The following is a 17,182-nucleotide window of genomic DNA, read 5'->3' on the forward strand; positions in this document are numbered from 1 at the left end:
TCCACATGACTAGAAAACAATGGATGCGCAATACGGGCATATTTCTTCTATTTGGCGGCCCTTCTGTGATTGCGTTTATGGCGGTCGTCGTGATTCCATTTGTGGTAGGTCTGTATTTGACCTTTACGAATTGGGATGTGAATACCGGGGATAGCTCCCTGGTGGGGCTCGCTAATTATAAGCAGGTCTGGCTGGATACGGTATTCTGGCAGCAGCTCTGGTTCACGCTACGCTATGTATTTTGCACGGTTGTACTCGCCAATGTGGCGGCTTTTTTTATCGCGCTGGCATTAACAGGTGGCAGACGGGGAGAGCAGTGGCTCCGCACTGGATTTTTCACGCCTAATCTGATCGGGGGGATCGTGCTCGGTTATTTATGGCAGACGCTGTTCTCGCAGGTGCTGCCGTATCTCGGGGAAAAGTATGGCTGGTCACTGTTTGCTACATCTTGGCTGACAGATACAGACAAGGCATTCTGGGCGCTGGTGATCGTCACCGCATGGCAGCTGATCGGCTATCTGATGATTATTTACATCGCAGGCTTTGCCGGTGTGCCTGGTGATATATTGGAGGCAGCCAATATGGATGGAGCGAGCCGGATGGCGATTATTCGAAAAATTATGTTGCCGCTTACCGTGCCTGCGATCGTGATCTGTATCTTTGTCTCGTTATCGCGTTCATTTCTTACGTATGATATCAATCTGGCATTGACCAAGGGCGGGCCATTCAACTCAACCGAGCTGGCTACGTATCATATTGTACAAAAGGCATTCCTGTCGAATGAATATGGAGTCGGTCAGGCAGAAGCGGTTGTCTTATTTGCAGTCGTTGCTATCGTGGCATTGACACAATCGTATCTATTGAAGCGATTGGAGGTGGAGTCATAATGACTGCGCAGCGCTGGCTAGTTTCGCTGAAAACGATCGTGTTATACGTATTGCTGCTAGTGTTTTTGACTCCATTTCTGGTCATTATTATGAATTCATTCAAGACGACAGAGCAATTCGTTGATAATCCATTGTCTTTACCGCAGGGGCTGACGCTGGATAATTATACGAGCGCCTGGGATAGTATGAATTTTTGGGACGGATTTATGAACTCGCTGACGATTACGGTGCTGTCGGTGCTGGTTATTTTGTTATTTTCGTCGATGACTGGTTATTTGTTTGTGCGTTTTAAGTGGCGGGTAAATGGCTGGCTCTTTTTTGCAATGCTGGCGTCACTGGCTTTGCCGTTTCAGGTGCTGATGATTCCGCTGGTCATGCTGTATGGGAATCTGGGACTGCTGGATTCGAAGGCGATCTTAATTTTTATGTATGCGGGATTTGGGGTGCCGTTCGGAGTGTTCACCTTTCATGGCTTTATTAAAGGGATTCCGTATGAACTGGAGGAATCAGCATTTATGGAGGGCAGCTCCAGAGTGCATACCTTTTTCCGAATTGTGCTGCCGTTGCTCAAACCTGTGTTTGTCACGCTGATCGTGCTGGATGTATTATGGATTTGGAACGATTATTTGCTGCCGAGTCTGGTGCTGCTGTCACCGGATTATCGAACACTGCCACTATCCACCTATAATTTCTTCTCCTCCTACTCAGTAGACTTTTCCCCATTGATGGCAGGCTTGATTATGACGATCATTCCGGTGCTGGTGATGTATCTGTTCCTGCAAAAGCAGATCATTAAAGGGATTACGGAGGGGGCGCTCAAGTAAAGCATCGGTCGTTATACTGTATAAGTGGCAATAACCGTTTATAATGAAGGTAAACAGCAAGGTGGTCTGAAGCAGATGCCCAAAATCGAAGATGTAGCAAGACATGCAGGCGTATCGGTAACAACGGTGTCCCGCGTTCTGAATGATCGCGGCTATATTAGCCAGAAGACGCGGGATAATGTACACCGAGCGATGAAGGAGCTGAATTATCAGCCCAATGAAATGGCGCGTGCATTGTTCAGAAGAAAGTCGAATATGATCGGCTTGATCGTTCCAGACGTGTCGCATCCCTTTTTCAGTGAGCTGACGTATCATCTGGAGTATGTAGCCGACCAGTACGGGTACAAGCTGATGCTGTGTAACTCCAATCGCGATGTAGCAAAGGAAAAGCAGTACATCGATATGCTGAAAAAGAATCAGGCAGATGGCATCATTATGGGCAGCTCGGTGCTGGAGATCGATCACTACCTGAATCTGGAGTTACCGATCGTATCACTGGATCGACAGCTATCCAAGGACATTCCTGTGGTCACCTCAGATAATGTGCTGGGTGGACAGCTTGCGGCGCAGCATCTGCTGGATAAGGGGTGCAAGCATCCTGCCTATGTGTATCGTGGTCTTGGCGGCCCGCATCATGAAGCGATGCTAGCAAGCGGACGTGTGCAGGGCTATGGCGCTGTGCTAACCGCAGCGGATGTACAATCGCTGCATGTGCAGCTTACCGCGACAGAGCCGCAGGAGCAGATCGTTAATGGGGAGCTGGTGCAATTTTTGCAAGAGCATCCTGAGGTGGATGGAATCTTCGCCAGCAGTGATGTGATTGCTGCCGAGGTCATTCAAGCTTGTTATCAATGTGGGAAAAGTGTGCCGGACGATCTGTGTGTGATCGGATATGACGATGTGAAAATGGCTTCACTGATCACGCCTCGCCTGAGTACGATCCGCCAGCCGATCCGTGAGATGGCAACACACATGATTGAATTGCTGGTGCAGCATATTGCAGGTGAGATTGTTCCACATGAAACGATGCTGCCTGTATACCTGATCGAACGCGAAACGACTTGATCTGTACCGGAGCAGGTTGGATAGCGGAAAAGCGAGTCTGCTTTTCCACGTTCGGTGTTATCCGGTTAACATAGATAATCTCGTAGTAGAGGATGGAATACGATGAATAATGAACAGTTCGAACATGCGCTTCACCCTGAATTGAAGGCAAGTCTTGGTTTGTTACAGCCGTTACAGCTACCGGAGCAGCTAGAGCAGGCGCGTCAGCTCAGACCACCCGCAATGGAGACGAATGAACGGGTCACCATTCAGGAATACTATATTGTCGGAGGAAGTCAGCAGTCTCTACGCATTCGTGTATATGTGCCTGTTCATAGCACAGATTCCGAAACGACGTTACCTGGACTGCTATGGACACATGGTGGTGGCTATATACTCGGTACCCTCGAAGGCGAAGATCGGCTATGTGTGGACATGGCAGACACCGCAGGCTGCATTATCGTCTCGCCCGATTATCGCCTTGCACCAGAGCACCCTTATCCAGCCGGATTAGAGGATGCTTATGCAGCACTATGCTGGATGGTTGATCCTGCCTGTCCACTACCAATTCGTGCTGATCGACTTGCTGTCGGCGGAGCCAGCGCTGGCGGAGGACTCGCAGCCGCACTTGCTCTATTAGCCCGCGACCGTAGAGGCCCTAAGCTCTGCTTCCAGCTCCTGCTATATCCGATGATCGACTACCGCAACGATACCGCATCCAGCCACGAGATTCATCACCCACTCGTCTGGAACCGTGAATATAACTTGATCGCCTGGAAGCTCTATCTGGGTCACGACCCAGCAAATCATGCAGAATCGATCACCTACTATGAATCACCGAGCCTTGCACCTGATCTGACGGGCTTACCCCCAGCCTACCTGTGCGTCGGCCAGCTCGACCCTTTCCGCGACGAAACGATCCAGTACGCCACCCGCTTAGCTCAATCCAGCATCGCCACCGAACTACACGTCCAACCCGGCGCCTACCACGGCTTCGAAAACGTCGCCCCCACTGCCACCCCCAGCCACCGCTTCCGCAACGCCTACATACAGGCACTAGTGAGAGCATTGAATGAGTAAATAGCAAAATTCCAATATACAAGCTTCACCTAACAAGGATGAGCAGCTACGGTTGCTCATTTTCTTTTTGACAGCTTTGCACAAGAACGAGATGAAAAGTTTCAAAATAACGATGCCAATCGCATCATCTTAAATGATCTATGATCTATGATCTATGATCTATGATCTATATCAGGAGGTTTGCAATTACATTGAATAACATGACTTAAATATGAAAAAATTTAATTTGATAAAATGCTCTATTTTAAAACAAAGGCTACTTTTCAAAGGCAAAGCTGCAACAAGTATAAGTATTATTGAATGCGTAGTTGATTGTAAATGTAAGTAATTACAACAAGTAGTACAAATGAATGCCAGTAAATGCCAGTGAATAAAGGCGAATACCTTTAATTACAGGTGATTAAAGACAAGTATAGGTAAGTATAAGTGATTGCAAATAAAGGGGAAGCTAGCATTTCATAAAGTATACTTACACTTCAGATCATTCAATCATCACGCCTCATATCGCTAAACGTTATTAAAAAATGCTATAAAACGATTTTAAATGTGTAATTTAGATGTGTAATCAGGTCAACATGTTGCGAGCAGCACAGAACGGAGGGAAGGAAATAAGGGAAAAGGACGATTTTGGAGCCTGGGAATCTTCATTTACTCCTAAAATTAAAAGATTCCCAGGCTCCACCCGAGTCCGTTCCCTTATTCCTTCCCGCAAGTGATGGATGCACCAACCACCCCACCAACTTAGCAAGCGAAAGAACTAAAGAACTTAAAGAACTTAAAGAAATTAACGAACTAAAGAACTTAAAAGACTTAAAAGACTTTAAAGGCTTCAAGAACTCAAAATAAATCATTTGATCACCTTCACCCCTTCTTCATCCAAGCCTCACAAAAGCATCACCCAACACTCATCCTTCGCTCATGAACGCTCCCACCACCAATGCTAAAATAACACTACATTCAAATTTTGAAATCAGTCTAAATGCAAGTCTAATGACTACCCAGTATTTTACTCTACTATGCGATCGCACGATTCAGACGCATTTCACATCATCAAACCGTAAAATACTCGGCTGTTCATTAGACCGAGCCGATCATGATTTCCGCTTCGAAAGGATGATAACGATGGATAACCGTTTGACGACTAACCAGGGAGCTCCGGTAGGAGATAACCAGAATTCCCGTACTGCTGGACGCCGAGGACCGACGCTGCTGGAGGATTACCATCTGCTCGAAAAGATTGCTCATTTTGACCGTGAACGTATTCCAGAGCGTGTTGTACACGCAAGAGGTGCAGGTGCACATGGCGTATTCCGTGTAGAGAACAGCATGAAGGAATACACCCGGGCTGCTTTCCTGCAAGAGGTAGGCGCAGAAACGCCAGTCTTTGTACGTTTTTCCACTGTTATTCATGGGGTAGGCTCACCAGAGACAGCACGCGATCCGCGCGGCTTTGCAACCAAGTTTTATACGCAGGAAGGTAACTATGATCTGGTAGGTAACCATCTGCCTGTATTCTTTATCCGTGATGCGATCAAATTCCCGGATATGGTGCACTCGCTCAAGCCTGATCCACAGACGAATATCCAGAATCCTGGGCGTTACTGGGACTTTATGACACTCACGCCAGAATCGACACATATGCTAACCTGGTTGTTCTCTGATCATGGAACACCGGCCAATTACCGTGAAATGGACGGCTTTAGCGTCCATGCCTTCAAATGGGTGAATGCTGAAGGTAAAGTGACCTATGTAAAATACAAATGGGAATCACTACAGGGTGTACGTAGCTTCTCTGCTGGTGAAGCAGAGAAGCAGCAAGGCAAAGACTTTAACCATGCGACTCGTGATCTATTTGACCATATCGAAAAGGGCGAGTTCCCGCAGTGGCAGCTCAAAGTACAATTTATTCAGCCAGCTGACATCGACAACTATTCGTTCGATCCGCTCGATCCAACCAAGGTATGGCCGGAAGAGCAATTCCCATTCCATGTTGTAGGCACGATGACATTGAATAAAAATCCAGATAACTTCTTTGCTGAGGTGGAGCAGTCCGCATTTTCACCAAGTGCACTCGTACCAGGCATTGAACCGTCTGAGGATAAGCTGCTACAGGGTCGTCTGTTCTCCTATCCAGACACACAGCGCCATCGTCTGGGACCGAACTATTTACAAATTCCAGTGAACTGCCCGTATGCTCCGGTACGCAATCACCAGCGCGATGGCTTTATGAATGTGAACCAGGATACGAGCCGTTACAACTACGAGCCGAACAGCTATACAGAGGGACCTGTTGAAGATCCAGCCTATCCGGAAACCGAAGTCGAGCTGCAAGGTCACGTAACACGTCAGAAAATTGAAAAGACGGACGATTTTGCCCAGGCGGGTGAACAATATCGTTCATATAATTCGTCGGAGAAGGATAATTTACTGTCCAATCTGGTTAATGATTTACAGGGAGTGAAAAAGGATATTCAGCTGCGAGCGATTTGCAACTTTATCCGTGCTGACCGTGAATACGGCATGCGTCTCGCTCAGGGACTCGGCGTGGATATTAGCGAATTTATGTCCCAGCTACACTCCTGATCAGTGAACCATTGATTCGCACCCTGCGTATATGAGGGTAGGAGGTCAAGCTCCAGTGTATACAGGCTCGGTCTTCTTCCGGTAAGGTCCGCATAACGCGGATTGGTGTGATCCAGTGTCCGGCTTATCGACCATGCAAGGGGTAGCCTTTAAACGGTTAAAGTCGGATGCTTTTATATACAGCCTGTTGAATCGCTCCTGGTAAGTATGTGCAGCCTAAATAGAAGCAGAGGATACGGAGCTGTTCGACAAGCCCACAGCAAAGCTGTCTGCGGCGCATGAAGCCGGGTACTGCGGAGCATGAATGAAGTCGGATGATGTATCGCTATCATTCAGCTGCCGCCTGAGCCCGTAAGCCGCAGCGGACAAGGCCATATGGCCATCATATAGATGTACTGGCAGGGGGAAGCGTTGCATAATGAGTTTGCGCTTCTCCCTGTTTGTTTCTCTCACCGCAGGGTCTGTTAGTCGTTCAATGCCGATTCAGCTTTACAAGAATGCAGGCTTTTGATTCACGATGGAACAGTAGAGGAGAGATCGCCCATGAACAAATGGACAGTTCGGAGTATGGTTAGTGTGCTAGCGGCTGTATGTCTCATCGGTTCAGTTGCTGTTCAGCCTGCGAGGATAGACGCGGCAAGCCTGGCTGCACAGCGAGTGGTAGAACGTACCCAAAACGGAGGCTTGCCATCCGATTTCCCCATTCCAGATGATGCCACCGTGGTTACCGCTGCACGCAGTGATAACAATCAGGAGCACTTTGTTCGTTTGACGCTACGTACAATGCTGAGTATGGAGCTACTTGCCAAAACATATAGTGAATATTTCCGCAGCGTAGATATGCCAGATGCCATCAAGAAGATCAGCGAGGAAGGCCTACTCATTCAAGGCGATAATGCACAGACCGGCGAAAGCTGGATTTTAATAGCTAACCCCGTCGATCCTAGCGCGACCAACGGAGAAGTACAGATGACCTTAATCTGGAACGATGCCCGGTAATGATAGGTTGTAGTAGCATAGATAAAATAAATGAACAATGTAACGCAACAAAACCTACATTGTCCAAAATTCTAACCCCTTACGTTATCCTACCGAACGCCCACCTGTTACAAACTCCATGTAACAAAACGGCGTTCGGATAGAATAGCGTTTACGAATGCCTACAATGATGTACAGATGCACACCATTCGTCAATTTGTCCCTATAAAACCAACGCTCAAAGAAGCCCACATCTACATCCATAACAAGCCTATATACAGATGTATAAATGTACACAGAGCTATATAAACCAGACATCTCTACAAACAGACATCTCTACATAAAATAGACACTAAACTATCGAACAACATATCAATTCCCGAAGTATACTTTGCCAAAGAAACAAGAAACAAGAAACAAGAAACAAGAAACAAGAAACAAGAAACAAGAAACAAGAAACAAGAAACAAGAAACAAGAAACAAGGAAATCAAAATAAAAAAATGAAGAAATAAAGGCAGGAATGAAAAAACAAATACAGCATTGAGAAATGATGAAATCAAGCTGTAAAGTTTAGCAATTGCTCCATCCCTACCCTGCCACACCACCCGTGGCATATAAGCAAGCGCGTAGGGATGCCACATGCACGGAACGCAGGCAAGGAAATAAGGGGAAAGGACGACCTTTGAGCACGGGAATCTACATTTCCTCCCTACTCCGTAGATTCCTGTGCGAGACCGGAGTCCGTCCCCTTATTCCTTGCCGGAGTGGCCCCATGCCCATCCCCCCAAGTCTTCTCATCCCCACCAAAAAACATTTATTTCCAAAAAAATAACTCAGAAGCTATCAAAAAGTATAGACTGATACGCAAAATGTGTTAATATACAATTAACTATATGAGTTTGACTTGCTCTAAAGGTCAGCACTACAATAAGTAGTGTGAGGTGGCGAGCAGAATGAAAATTAAAAAGTTTAATGTAGGTACGACGGGATTGGATCGTTTCTTTGGCCCACTGGAAGCTAAAATTATGAATGTGCTCTGGGATGCGGAGCATCCGCTAACGATCAAGGAGGTTCAGCAGTCGCTGGATCATGAAAAGTCGCTTAGCTTTAACACGGTCATGACGGTCATGAATCGACTGGTGGAAAAAGGGGCGCTACAGAAGCAAATGGAAGGCAAAAGCTTCCACTATGTGCCACTGGAAAGCCGTGAGGACTTTCTGGATCATCAATCCAGAGAATTAACCCATGAACTGATGGAGGAATTTGGCTCGCTTGCTGTCAACCATATGGTCGATGTGCTGGAGGAGGTTGACCCCAAACTTATTCAAGCCTTGGAGGACAAAATCAGACAATGGAAAAACAACGGGTAGAATGGTGGAAACGTCGCTCTGATCGTCTGCTAGGCACAGGGATGGGCATGGCTGGTTTTACGTTTGTACTGATGAGTATGTATGCCATGCATATGCTGTTTGGCTGGAATATTCCGTTTGACGTGCTGCGTATTTGCAATATGTGGATGCAGGAGCATGGCTGGTTTTCGGTGAGTCATCTGCTGGCAGGGCTGGTGATCTGTACATTCGTGCTATTTACAGGCTATGCGATGGATCAGTGCTATGGCTCCTATCGTGCAGCACGACGTTGCCGTAAGCTGGAAAATCGTGCATTATCGGAGTGCTTCAATCAGCGCTATCGTCCACATGATGAGCCGATCTTTATGATTGTGCGTCATCCTGAACCGCTGGCTCTGACGATGGGGATACTACATCGACGTATTATCCTGTCTGAGGGACTACTACATCTGCTAGATGAAGAGGAGCTGGAGGCGGTTGTGTATCATGAGCTGTTTCATTATGAACAGCGTGATCCGCTGCGAACCTTTTTGCTCACGCAGGCTGCATTTGCACTGTGGTTTCTACCTATGCTGCGCAATGTAGCAAATCATTACAAAATCTCACGCGAGGTGCTTGCCGATCATGCTGCGATTCAGCAATTAGGCACCCCCGCAGGTATTGGAGGCGCACTGCTCAAGCTGGTGAAAAGCTCACGAGCGCGTATGCAGCTTCCATCGCGAATGATTTATTCTTCATTCGCGGAGACATCGCTCAACTACCGCATTCACCGGATTATCGAGCCTGATAGTGGTCATTCACCACGTCTTGCTTTATGGTCGGTCGTCATTTCATTGCCTATTTTAATCGTACTTAGCGTATTGGTGTTATGGTCGCTCGTATAACGATACAGGGCGGCTTTTCATAAAATAAAACTACAAACTGTAGTGTAACGACAAAGGAGGCATTTATAATGAATTTGCTTAAAAGAAATGTGGAGGTAGGTCTGCTGATCGTGCGTGTGCTGACGGGTATTATTTTCCTGGTGCATGGTATCTCCAAATTCCAGGGTGGTATTGCAGGCACGCAGGGCTTTTTCCAGAGCGTAGGGATTCCAACCTTCCTCGCTCCAATCGTCGGTGGTCTGGAGATTGTCGGTGGTATTGCACTGATCCTCGGTCTGTTCACGCGTATTGCGGGTGTCGTGCTAGCAGTCATTATCGTAGGTGCCTTGCTGACAGCGAAGATGGGGCAGCCGTTTATGATGGGAACCGAGTTCGATTATCTGGTGCTGTTCACTAGCTTGCAAATGGCACTGGCAGGTAGTGCGCTGCTGTCACTCGATAGTGTAATTTTCGGCAAAAAGGCACGCGGTGAGAATAGACGTCTGGCGGAGAACTGATCCTCGTTATTCGTTCAGCTGCTGCATGGCGTACAGCGTTTAGCAGGTAGGGAACTAGTCTAACGGCATTATTTTATAGCTCAACGATTATGCTTCTTATCGAAAAGCCTTTGTATAAAAAAGCGGGATATGGCGCAGTAGCCAGAAATCCCGCTTTTTTTGTATGTCCTAAAAGATCAAAGCCCAATGCTGAAGGAATATGAACGCTATGAAAAATGACACGAGTTGCAGCATGGAGTGGAGAAGTCGTGAACGGTGAGTCCTTGAAAACACAGGAAATTTTATCGTTTAAAAATAGGTGAAATATATCGAAATGAAAATAAACGAGTGTATTTTGAACGTTTATCATTGTGTCAAACGTTTAAAAACGTGCAAAAAAATTCACATTTCTGCAAATTTCGCATTCCATGTTAGATATGTATAAATAAATGGGTTCATAAGGGCGATATATACAATATTAGGTATAATTTCATACCCGTGTCTTATTAATTATTGTATGTCTAAAGGGGAAAAGAGTGTGGTCAATGTGAAGAAAGCGGTGAAGGCACCAAAGGTACCAAAAGCACCGAAAATAAAGAAGGAGAAAAGCAAGCATTTTCGCTGGACGATTCGCAATCAGCTGATTGCCGCTTTTATCGTTATTTTGCTAGGTCCGAGTCTTGGCATTAGTTTAACGCTATATGATAAAGCTAGAGATCAGGTACAGTCGCAGCTGGTTACCAGTGCAGGTCAAAGTGTGAGTACGGCAAATAATTTTGTGAAAAGCTCATTAGAAGCGAAATTTTACGATGCAGAGTATTTGTCCAAGCTGTTCAATGCTTCGATGCTGGATGGACGCTTAAGTCCAGAAATTGTACCGAAGCTGGCACAGTATAAGGGCTTGCATCCAGAAGTCGTGGATACTTTTGTAGGGACAACAGATGGCACGATGATCCGTGCCATTCCTAAGGAAAATGAGAACGGTTATGATCCACGTGAACGTGATTGGTACAAAATGGCGATCGCAGCGCCAGGTACAACGATCATGACAAGCGTTGTGATCAACTCCAGCAATCTGCCGGTTGTCGTTATTGCACGTACATTGCCAGATAATTCAGGTGTACTGGGCGTATCGCTTAACCTGCAAAATATCGCCAAGCTGGTCGATATTCCGGTTGGACATGAGGGCTACGTAATCGTGCTGGATCAGGATCGCAAATATATCGTTAGCCGTAATGGTACACCAGGCGATGTAGCGACAGGTAATTATCTGGAGCAAATGTATGCGAAAGATAGCGGACAAATCGATTATGTATTCGAGAATCGTGCCAAAAAAATGGTGTTCCAGACCGATAAGCTGACTGGCTGGAAAATTGCTGGCACAATGTATACAAGTGAGATTGATAATGCTGTAGCACCGATTCGTCATACGGCAATGATCATCGTAGCGATTGCACTGGTTATCGCCGCTGGGATTATGATCTTCAGCATCCGTATGATTATGAAGCCGATTCGTGCGCTTCGTCAGACGACACAGCAGATCAGTCAGGGCGATCTTAGCGTTAAGATTGATCAGAGTAAAAATAACGAGATTGGTGATCTGGCACGCGACTTTGCGGTCATGGTTGGCAATCTGCGTGATATGATCGAGCGTGTTCGGGATACGACCGATAATGTATCGGCTGCCTCGGAGGAGCTATCTGCTGGAGCGGAAGAAACAAGTCGTTCGGTGGAGCATGTAACGATGGCGATTCAGGAAGTCGCAACAGGCAGTGAGCGTCAGGTAAATAGTGTGAATGAGGGAGCGACAGCGATTCATCGTATGTCGGAGCGTGTAACCGAGATGTCTACGCATGTAAACGAGGTAACCACGACACTGGGTGAAGCCTCCAAAGCTGCTGCTCGTGGTAATGATTCGGTTATCGATGTAGTACAAAAAATCTATGATATCCAGACAACGGTCGAGCATCTGAGCACGGTGATTAATCAGATGAGTGAGCATTCCTCCGAAATCGATGGTATCGTGGTGCTGATCCGCAATATCGCCAAGCAAACGAACCTGCTGGCACTGAATGCTTCAATCGAGGCAGCACGTGCAGGCGAGCATGGTAAAGGCTTCGCTGTAGTAGCAGAGGAAGTACGTAAGCTTGCTTCCGAGTCGTCAGATTCGGCACAGCGTATTGGTGATCTGATCGTTGGTATGCAGGGTGTGGTTACACAATCGCTGGAGGTTATGGATCAGGCGAAGCAAAATGTTGAGGGCGGTATTATGGCGGTAGATACGTCGGGTCGTTCGTTCTCGAAAATTAACCGCTCGATCAAAGCGGTTGCTCGTAAAATGGACGATATGACAGGCGTAACCGGACAGCTGACTGGTGATGCCGAAGCGGTTGTTGCTGAGATTGAAAATATCGCTAGCATCTCGGATCAGGCAGCAGGCAATACAGAAACAATCTCCGCCGCAGCCGAGGAACAGCTTGCTTCCATGCAGGAAGTATCCAGTGCAGCAACCGATCTGACACGTCTGGCAGAGCAGCTGCAAGAGCTGGTAGCGCGCTTCCGTCTGTAAAAGAAACGGGCGATAGTCAGAATTCATTTCTTACACGTAAAGACGATAAAGTATTCCGTGTATGTTGGATCAATGCAGGCAAGTGCATGGATGATGTCTAGCCGTGTACGTGGATTGGATCTAACGATGACGCTGGTTCATTTTCATAGCATATCGCTGTAAAACTTGATCAAATATAAGGAAATCATATAACGAAATATGCTCAGGCTTGTTTGATTGTTCAGCCGCTGCTCCATATATAGAATGGGGCAGCGGTTTTTTTGTGGAAATAAGGCATCAAGGAACTGGTATATGCGTTTGAATATTTTATCGTATGCACGCGACCATCTTCCGCAAATGATAGTTGTCGGATGACAGGTCGAAGATTATGCTAATGAGGACAGAAGACGTTTGCAACTGTCGTCAGCTAGCAGGTATAATACATTATATTCGTTAGTTTGTTACAATTATTCAGTGAAATGAGTGTAAACTCTATCGAATCCAGCTTTGTGCATGTAGGCGCCGCTTGCATGCAAACAGATCAGGCAGACTATTTCAATTTTGAGGAGGCAATCCGTCTATGATTCAGGTGTATCCTGCAGGTGAACGGTTTCATTTTGACCGTGAGTGGCTGCGTGGCAGTCACAGCTTCTCCTTTGGTGAATATCAGGACCCGAACAATATGAGCTTTGGGCCGCTGCGTGTTTTTAACGATGATACGATTGCGCCATCGTATGGCTTTGGTGCACATCCGCATAGCGATATGGAGATTGTATCGATTATTTTACAGGGACAGCTTCGACATGAGGACAATATTGGTAATGTGGCAGTAAGCTCCTTTGGTGGTATTCAGCGTATGTCAGCAGGCACCGGTGTTATTCATACGGAGCATAATGCGTCTAAGGAAAACGATTGTAATCTGTTGCAGCTCTGGTTTGAGCCGGAGGTACGCGGATTGACGCCATCGTATATGACATCCTCATTTAATCCAGCATCATTAAATGGGAAGCTGGTTCCGGTCGTGAGCCGTCAGGGTGGAGAGAATCAAGCGACGATCCATCAGGATCTTACCATCTATTTAAGCCGTCTGGAAAAGGGCGAGCAGATCGAGTTTGTGCAGCAGCCGAATCGCCGCATGTATGTATTCGTGATTAATGGTGCACTGCGTCTTGGCGATGGACAGGTATTGTCTGCACGTGATGCGGCACGAATCGAGCAGGAAAGCCGTCTGGAGCTGACGGCGGAGCAACCGGTATTCTGGATGCTGATTGATTTGCCTTGAGCACAAGGGGGATGAATATGAAGGAAACGGTAATGGTGAAGCATGCGGTAACAGGTCGCGAGTTTTTGAATAATAATCGGCAAGCGCTGGATTATCAGTTTTCCGAGTTGCCGGAGGGACGCTATCGGCTGGAGTTTGCTGGGATCGAGCCAGAGCTGGCGCAGGATATTTTGCGTTTTCGGCAGGAATTGAATATGTTCCGCTTTGAGCTTCCGGACAATGAGCCACAGATTAAGCACTGGTATTATGTGAACCCGGAACGAGTACAGTTTGATGCTGAGCAGGGACGTTTGACGATTGAGGCAGATTCGCAAATTCGCTATTTGCCAACCGACTACTGGGCGTAAGTGTAGCTTTAGTCGTTTCGTCTAGGAATAGAATGTAAAAATAGGCCAGTTACCCTAGGTGACTGGCTTTTTGTTGTTGAAAATTAAGAGCAGTTGTATTAACATAATTTGTAATTACACTTCATAAGATCCCTAATTTACTTGATCTCCCCATCTTATTAATCCCATTTCCATGTAGCGCAATCCAACTGGCTGCATGGGCGACAAAGAATGGCTTTATAGCAGTCTTTGCGCTACTTTCGCCAGATGATCTGGCAAATGCTTTCCACATCAAGGCATTTTACATAATGCTCCACCACTCTGAATATGGGATATTCACCTTCTTCAATAACAATACGACTTTTTTAAATGAAAACGGAATCTGTACGGCTACATCGAATGCTCACCATCGAATAATCAATATACAGGTCTAAATGACCAGTACAACAGCGGAGTCTCTCAATGTATTTGCTGTCGATTAGAGCGCTATTGATGATAGATCAGTAACGTGCATACGTGTATTTTACAGTCCTATGATCTGGCAATACTGAATGTAAGACAGCGAATGATGTTGTCATGGTGACGTAATGCTTGCTAGCTTGCTTGGGGTATACAAAACAGGCAGTCTCGTGTCTGGATAGATTGATGAACAGGAGGCCAGTGGTGCCTATGCACATAACGGATGACGAGCAGAATTCGTCCATAACGTCAGACACCAATGCCAGTGCAGGCTTTCGTACCGGATTAGAGCATATCGGTCAGGAGCTAAGACATGCAGAGCTGCTTGTGCGTGCAGCGATGCTACGTTATCCGCCACAGCTTGCCGCCGAGATTGAGCAGTATAAAGGGCTGTTCATTAGCGACGAGGAGGTGGAGCTGCTGCTAGCAGAGCACAGACCACCCGAGGATCACGCCCGGCTAGAGCAGCTATATGCCGAGCAGGCTGCATTGGAGCAGGAGCTAGACGAGCGTGTGAAGAGTAGCGATATTCGGCAGCTACCACTTGCACTACTACGTGAACGACTACAGCTGGAGCGCGAGGAATACATATGCGTAATTGTACTGCTGGCGATTGAGCTGGAGCGACGATATGAGAAGCTATACGCCTATTTGCAGGACGATATTACATGCAAATATGTGACACCCGATCTGATGCTCAAGCTGGCGGCAACGGATGCCGAATCGGAAATGAAGCTACTACAGGCGCTTCACCCGGGAGCAACAGTGAGCCGCTTGCTGTTAAAGCGCGGCGCGGTCAATGACCAGCAGCATTTTCTCAGTCGACCGTTACTATTGGAGCCGCAGGTGATTCGGTTTCTTCTCGGCGATACAGAGCGCTATCCTCCGATGCAGGGCTGGCTGGACATTCAGCGTCCAGAAGGTGCACCGGAGCCGCCTATTGTCCAGCAGGACATACAGGAGCAGCTACGTCGCATCATCGAATCCAAACGAGATGAACGAGAAGCGCGCTATTATGCGCTGAATGGGCGCACAGGCAGTGGCCGCAGACATCAGCTCTATGCGTTGTATGGACGTCTTGATCGAGAGCTGGTCATCGCGGATCTGAATCGTATGGATGCCAACGGATTGGAGGACTCGATCGATACAGCCGTACGCGAAGCAAGGCTCCGCGATGCCGATCTGGTGCTGCATGGCTGGGGAAGCTGGGCGGTGCAGCGTGAACGCGAGCTTCAGCTTATCCGCGGTGGATTGCGTGACTTTACCGGAATCATCTGGCTACATGGCGAGGATGGTGCTGGGCGAGCCGATATGTCGAATCGTGAGCTATGGCCGCTGCACGATGAGGTGACGATTCCGTTACCTGACCGTGAACAAGCGAGGCAGCTCTGGCAGTATTACGCGGAGCAACTATTACCTGTGTCGATCGAGCTGGATGATGGCAATCTGGCTGCCACATTTCAGATGACGCCCGGACAGATTCGGCAGGCGCTGGCATGGCTGGCTACTGCATGTAAGGAGCTTAGTGAGCCACCGCAGACTGAGCGGCTACGTGATTTGCTACATCAGGCATGCTATCGGCAGATTCATACACGGCTGGAGGATAAGGCTACCCGAATCACAGGAGGGTGGACATGGCATCAGTTAATTTTGCCAGAAGCACAAAAGCGTCAGCTACGCTATGCCTGTGATCAGGTGAAGCATCGCAGCAAGGTATATGACGAATGGGGATTAGGCGAGCGGCTACCGTATGGTAAAGGGCTGAGTCTATTGTTCACAGGCCCACCGGGGACAGGGAAAACGATGTCTGCGCGTATTATCGCTGCCGAGCTACAGATGGAGCTGTATCAGATTAATCTGTCGCAGGTGGTCAGTAAGTATATTGGTGAGACCGAGAAGCATCTTCAGGAAGTGTTTGACGAGGCGCGTTACAGCAGCAGCATTTTATTTTTCGATGAAGCGGATGCGCTATTTGGTAAACGGTCAGAGGTGAGTGATTCGCATGATCGCTTTGCCAATATGGAAACGTCCTTTTTGCTACAGCAGATGGAGTCGTATGAAGGCATTACCGTACTGGCAACCAATTACCGCCAGAATCTGGACGATGCGTTTATGAGACGGATTAGCTTTATTATTCGGTTTCCATTTCCCGATGCGGTTAGTCGGAAGCAAATCTGGCGGTCGATGATGCCGGAGCAGCTTCCACTGGAGCCAGGGCTTGATCTCGATTTTCTCGCACGGACATTCGAAATATCTGGCGGTCAGATCAAAAATATCGTTGTTGCCGCCGCCTTCATCGCGGCAGCACAGGAGCAGCCAATGTCGATGGACATGCTGTTAACCGCTATTCGTTTAGAGCTGGAAAAGGGCGGTCTGCTCGTATCATCTGATGCGCTGGGCATGTATGCCGATCTATGGTGAGTGAATCGGCGGCATCGCATAGCGTAATCATCGCTGTACA

Annotated in this window: 13 protein-coding genes; all 13 read left to right on the forward strand. The window is 47.4% G+C overall.

Going from position 1 to position 17,182, the window contains the following annotated elements:
• Positions 1-5 precede the first annotated feature (5 nt).
• Positions 6-887, forward strand: coding sequence for a carbohydrate ABC transporter permease (locus tag SK066_RS02720; RefSeq protein ID WP_188774235.1), 882 nt, complete (start codon positions 6-8; stop codon positions 885-887).
• Positions 887-1,711 (forward strand): carbohydrate ABC transporter permease, encoded by an 825-nt coding sequence (locus SK066_RS02725; RefSeq protein WP_320543552.1) that lies wholly within the window; start codon positions 887-889, stop codon positions 1,709-1,711. Before SK066_RS02720 ends, SK066_RS02725 begins: the two co-directional genes overlap by 1 nt.
• Before the next feature lie 75 nt (positions 1,712-1,786).
• The gene (locus tag SK066_RS02730; protein ID WP_320543553.1) at positions 1,787-2,776 is read left to right on the forward strand and encodes a LacI family DNA-binding transcriptional regulator; all 990 of its coding nucleotides are present in this window, start codon (positions 1,787-1,789) and stop codon (positions 2,774-2,776) included.
• A gap of 102 nt (positions 2,777-2,878) precedes the next feature.
• The gene (locus SK066_RS02735) at positions 2,879-3,835 is read left to right on the forward strand and encodes an alpha/beta hydrolase (RefSeq protein ID WP_320543554.1); all 957 of its coding nucleotides are present in this window, start codon (positions 2,879-2,881) and stop codon (positions 3,833-3,835) included.
• A 1,122-nt stretch (positions 3,836-4,957) separates the two neighbouring features.
• A complete protein-coding gene (locus tag SK066_RS02740; RefSeq protein WP_320543555.1) occupies positions 4,958-6,418 on the forward strand; it encodes a catalase in 1,461 nt (486 codons plus the stop codon).
• A gap of 543 nt (positions 6,419-6,961) precedes the next feature.
• The gene (locus SK066_RS02745) at positions 6,962-7,417 is read left to right on the forward strand and encodes a hypothetical protein (protein ID WP_320543556.1); all 456 of its coding nucleotides are present in this window, start codon (positions 6,962-6,964) and stop codon (positions 7,415-7,417) included.
• Between the two features lie 933 nt (positions 7,418-8,350).
• Positions 8,351-8,767, forward strand: coding sequence for a BlaI/MecI/CopY family transcriptional regulator (locus SK066_RS02750; protein ID WP_188774230.1), 417 nt, complete (start codon positions 8,351-8,353; stop codon positions 8,765-8,767).
• Complete coding sequence (locus SK066_RS02755; RefSeq protein ID WP_320543557.1) at positions 8,749-9,630, forward strand: M56 family metallopeptidase; 882 nt, start codon at positions 8,749-8,751, stop codon at positions 9,628-9,630. The genes SK066_RS02750 and SK066_RS02755 overlap by 19 nt, the downstream gene beginning before the upstream one ends.
• Positions 9,631-9,698: 68 nt before the next feature.
• Positions 9,699-10,127, forward strand: a complete 429-nt coding sequence (locus SK066_RS02760) for a DoxX family protein (RefSeq protein ID WP_320543558.1) — start codon at positions 9,699-9,701, stop codon at positions 10,125-10,127.
• A 517-nt stretch (positions 10,128-10,644) separates the two neighbouring features.
• A complete protein-coding gene (locus SK066_RS02765) occupies positions 10,645-12,675 on the forward strand; it encodes a methyl-accepting chemotaxis protein (RefSeq protein ID WP_320543559.1) in 2,031 nt (676 codons plus the stop codon).
• A 559-nt stretch (positions 12,676-13,234) separates the two neighbouring features.
• Positions 13,235-13,936 (forward strand): pirin family protein, encoded by a 702-nt coding sequence (locus tag SK066_RS02770; protein WP_320543560.1) that lies wholly within the window; start codon positions 13,235-13,237, stop codon positions 13,934-13,936.
• A gap of 17 nt (positions 13,937-13,953) precedes the next feature.
• Complete coding sequence (locus tag SK066_RS02775) at positions 13,954-14,283, forward strand: hypothetical protein (RefSeq protein ID WP_188774225.1); 330 nt, start codon at positions 13,954-13,956, stop codon at positions 14,281-14,283.
• 648 nt (positions 14,284-14,931) lie between these two features.
• Positions 14,932-17,142: an ATP-binding protein gene (locus tag SK066_RS02780; RefSeq protein ID WP_320543561.1), complete on the forward strand. Its 2,211-nt coding sequence runs from the start codon at positions 14,932-14,934 to the stop codon at positions 17,140-17,142.
• The last annotated feature ends 40 nt before the right edge of the window (positions 17,143-17,182 follow it).

Origin of the sequence: Paenibacillus hunanensis, assembly GCF_034055775.1 — a bacterium.
GTDB lineage: Bacteria > Bacillota > Bacilli > Paenibacillales > Paenibacillaceae > Saccharibacillus > Saccharibacillus hunanensis.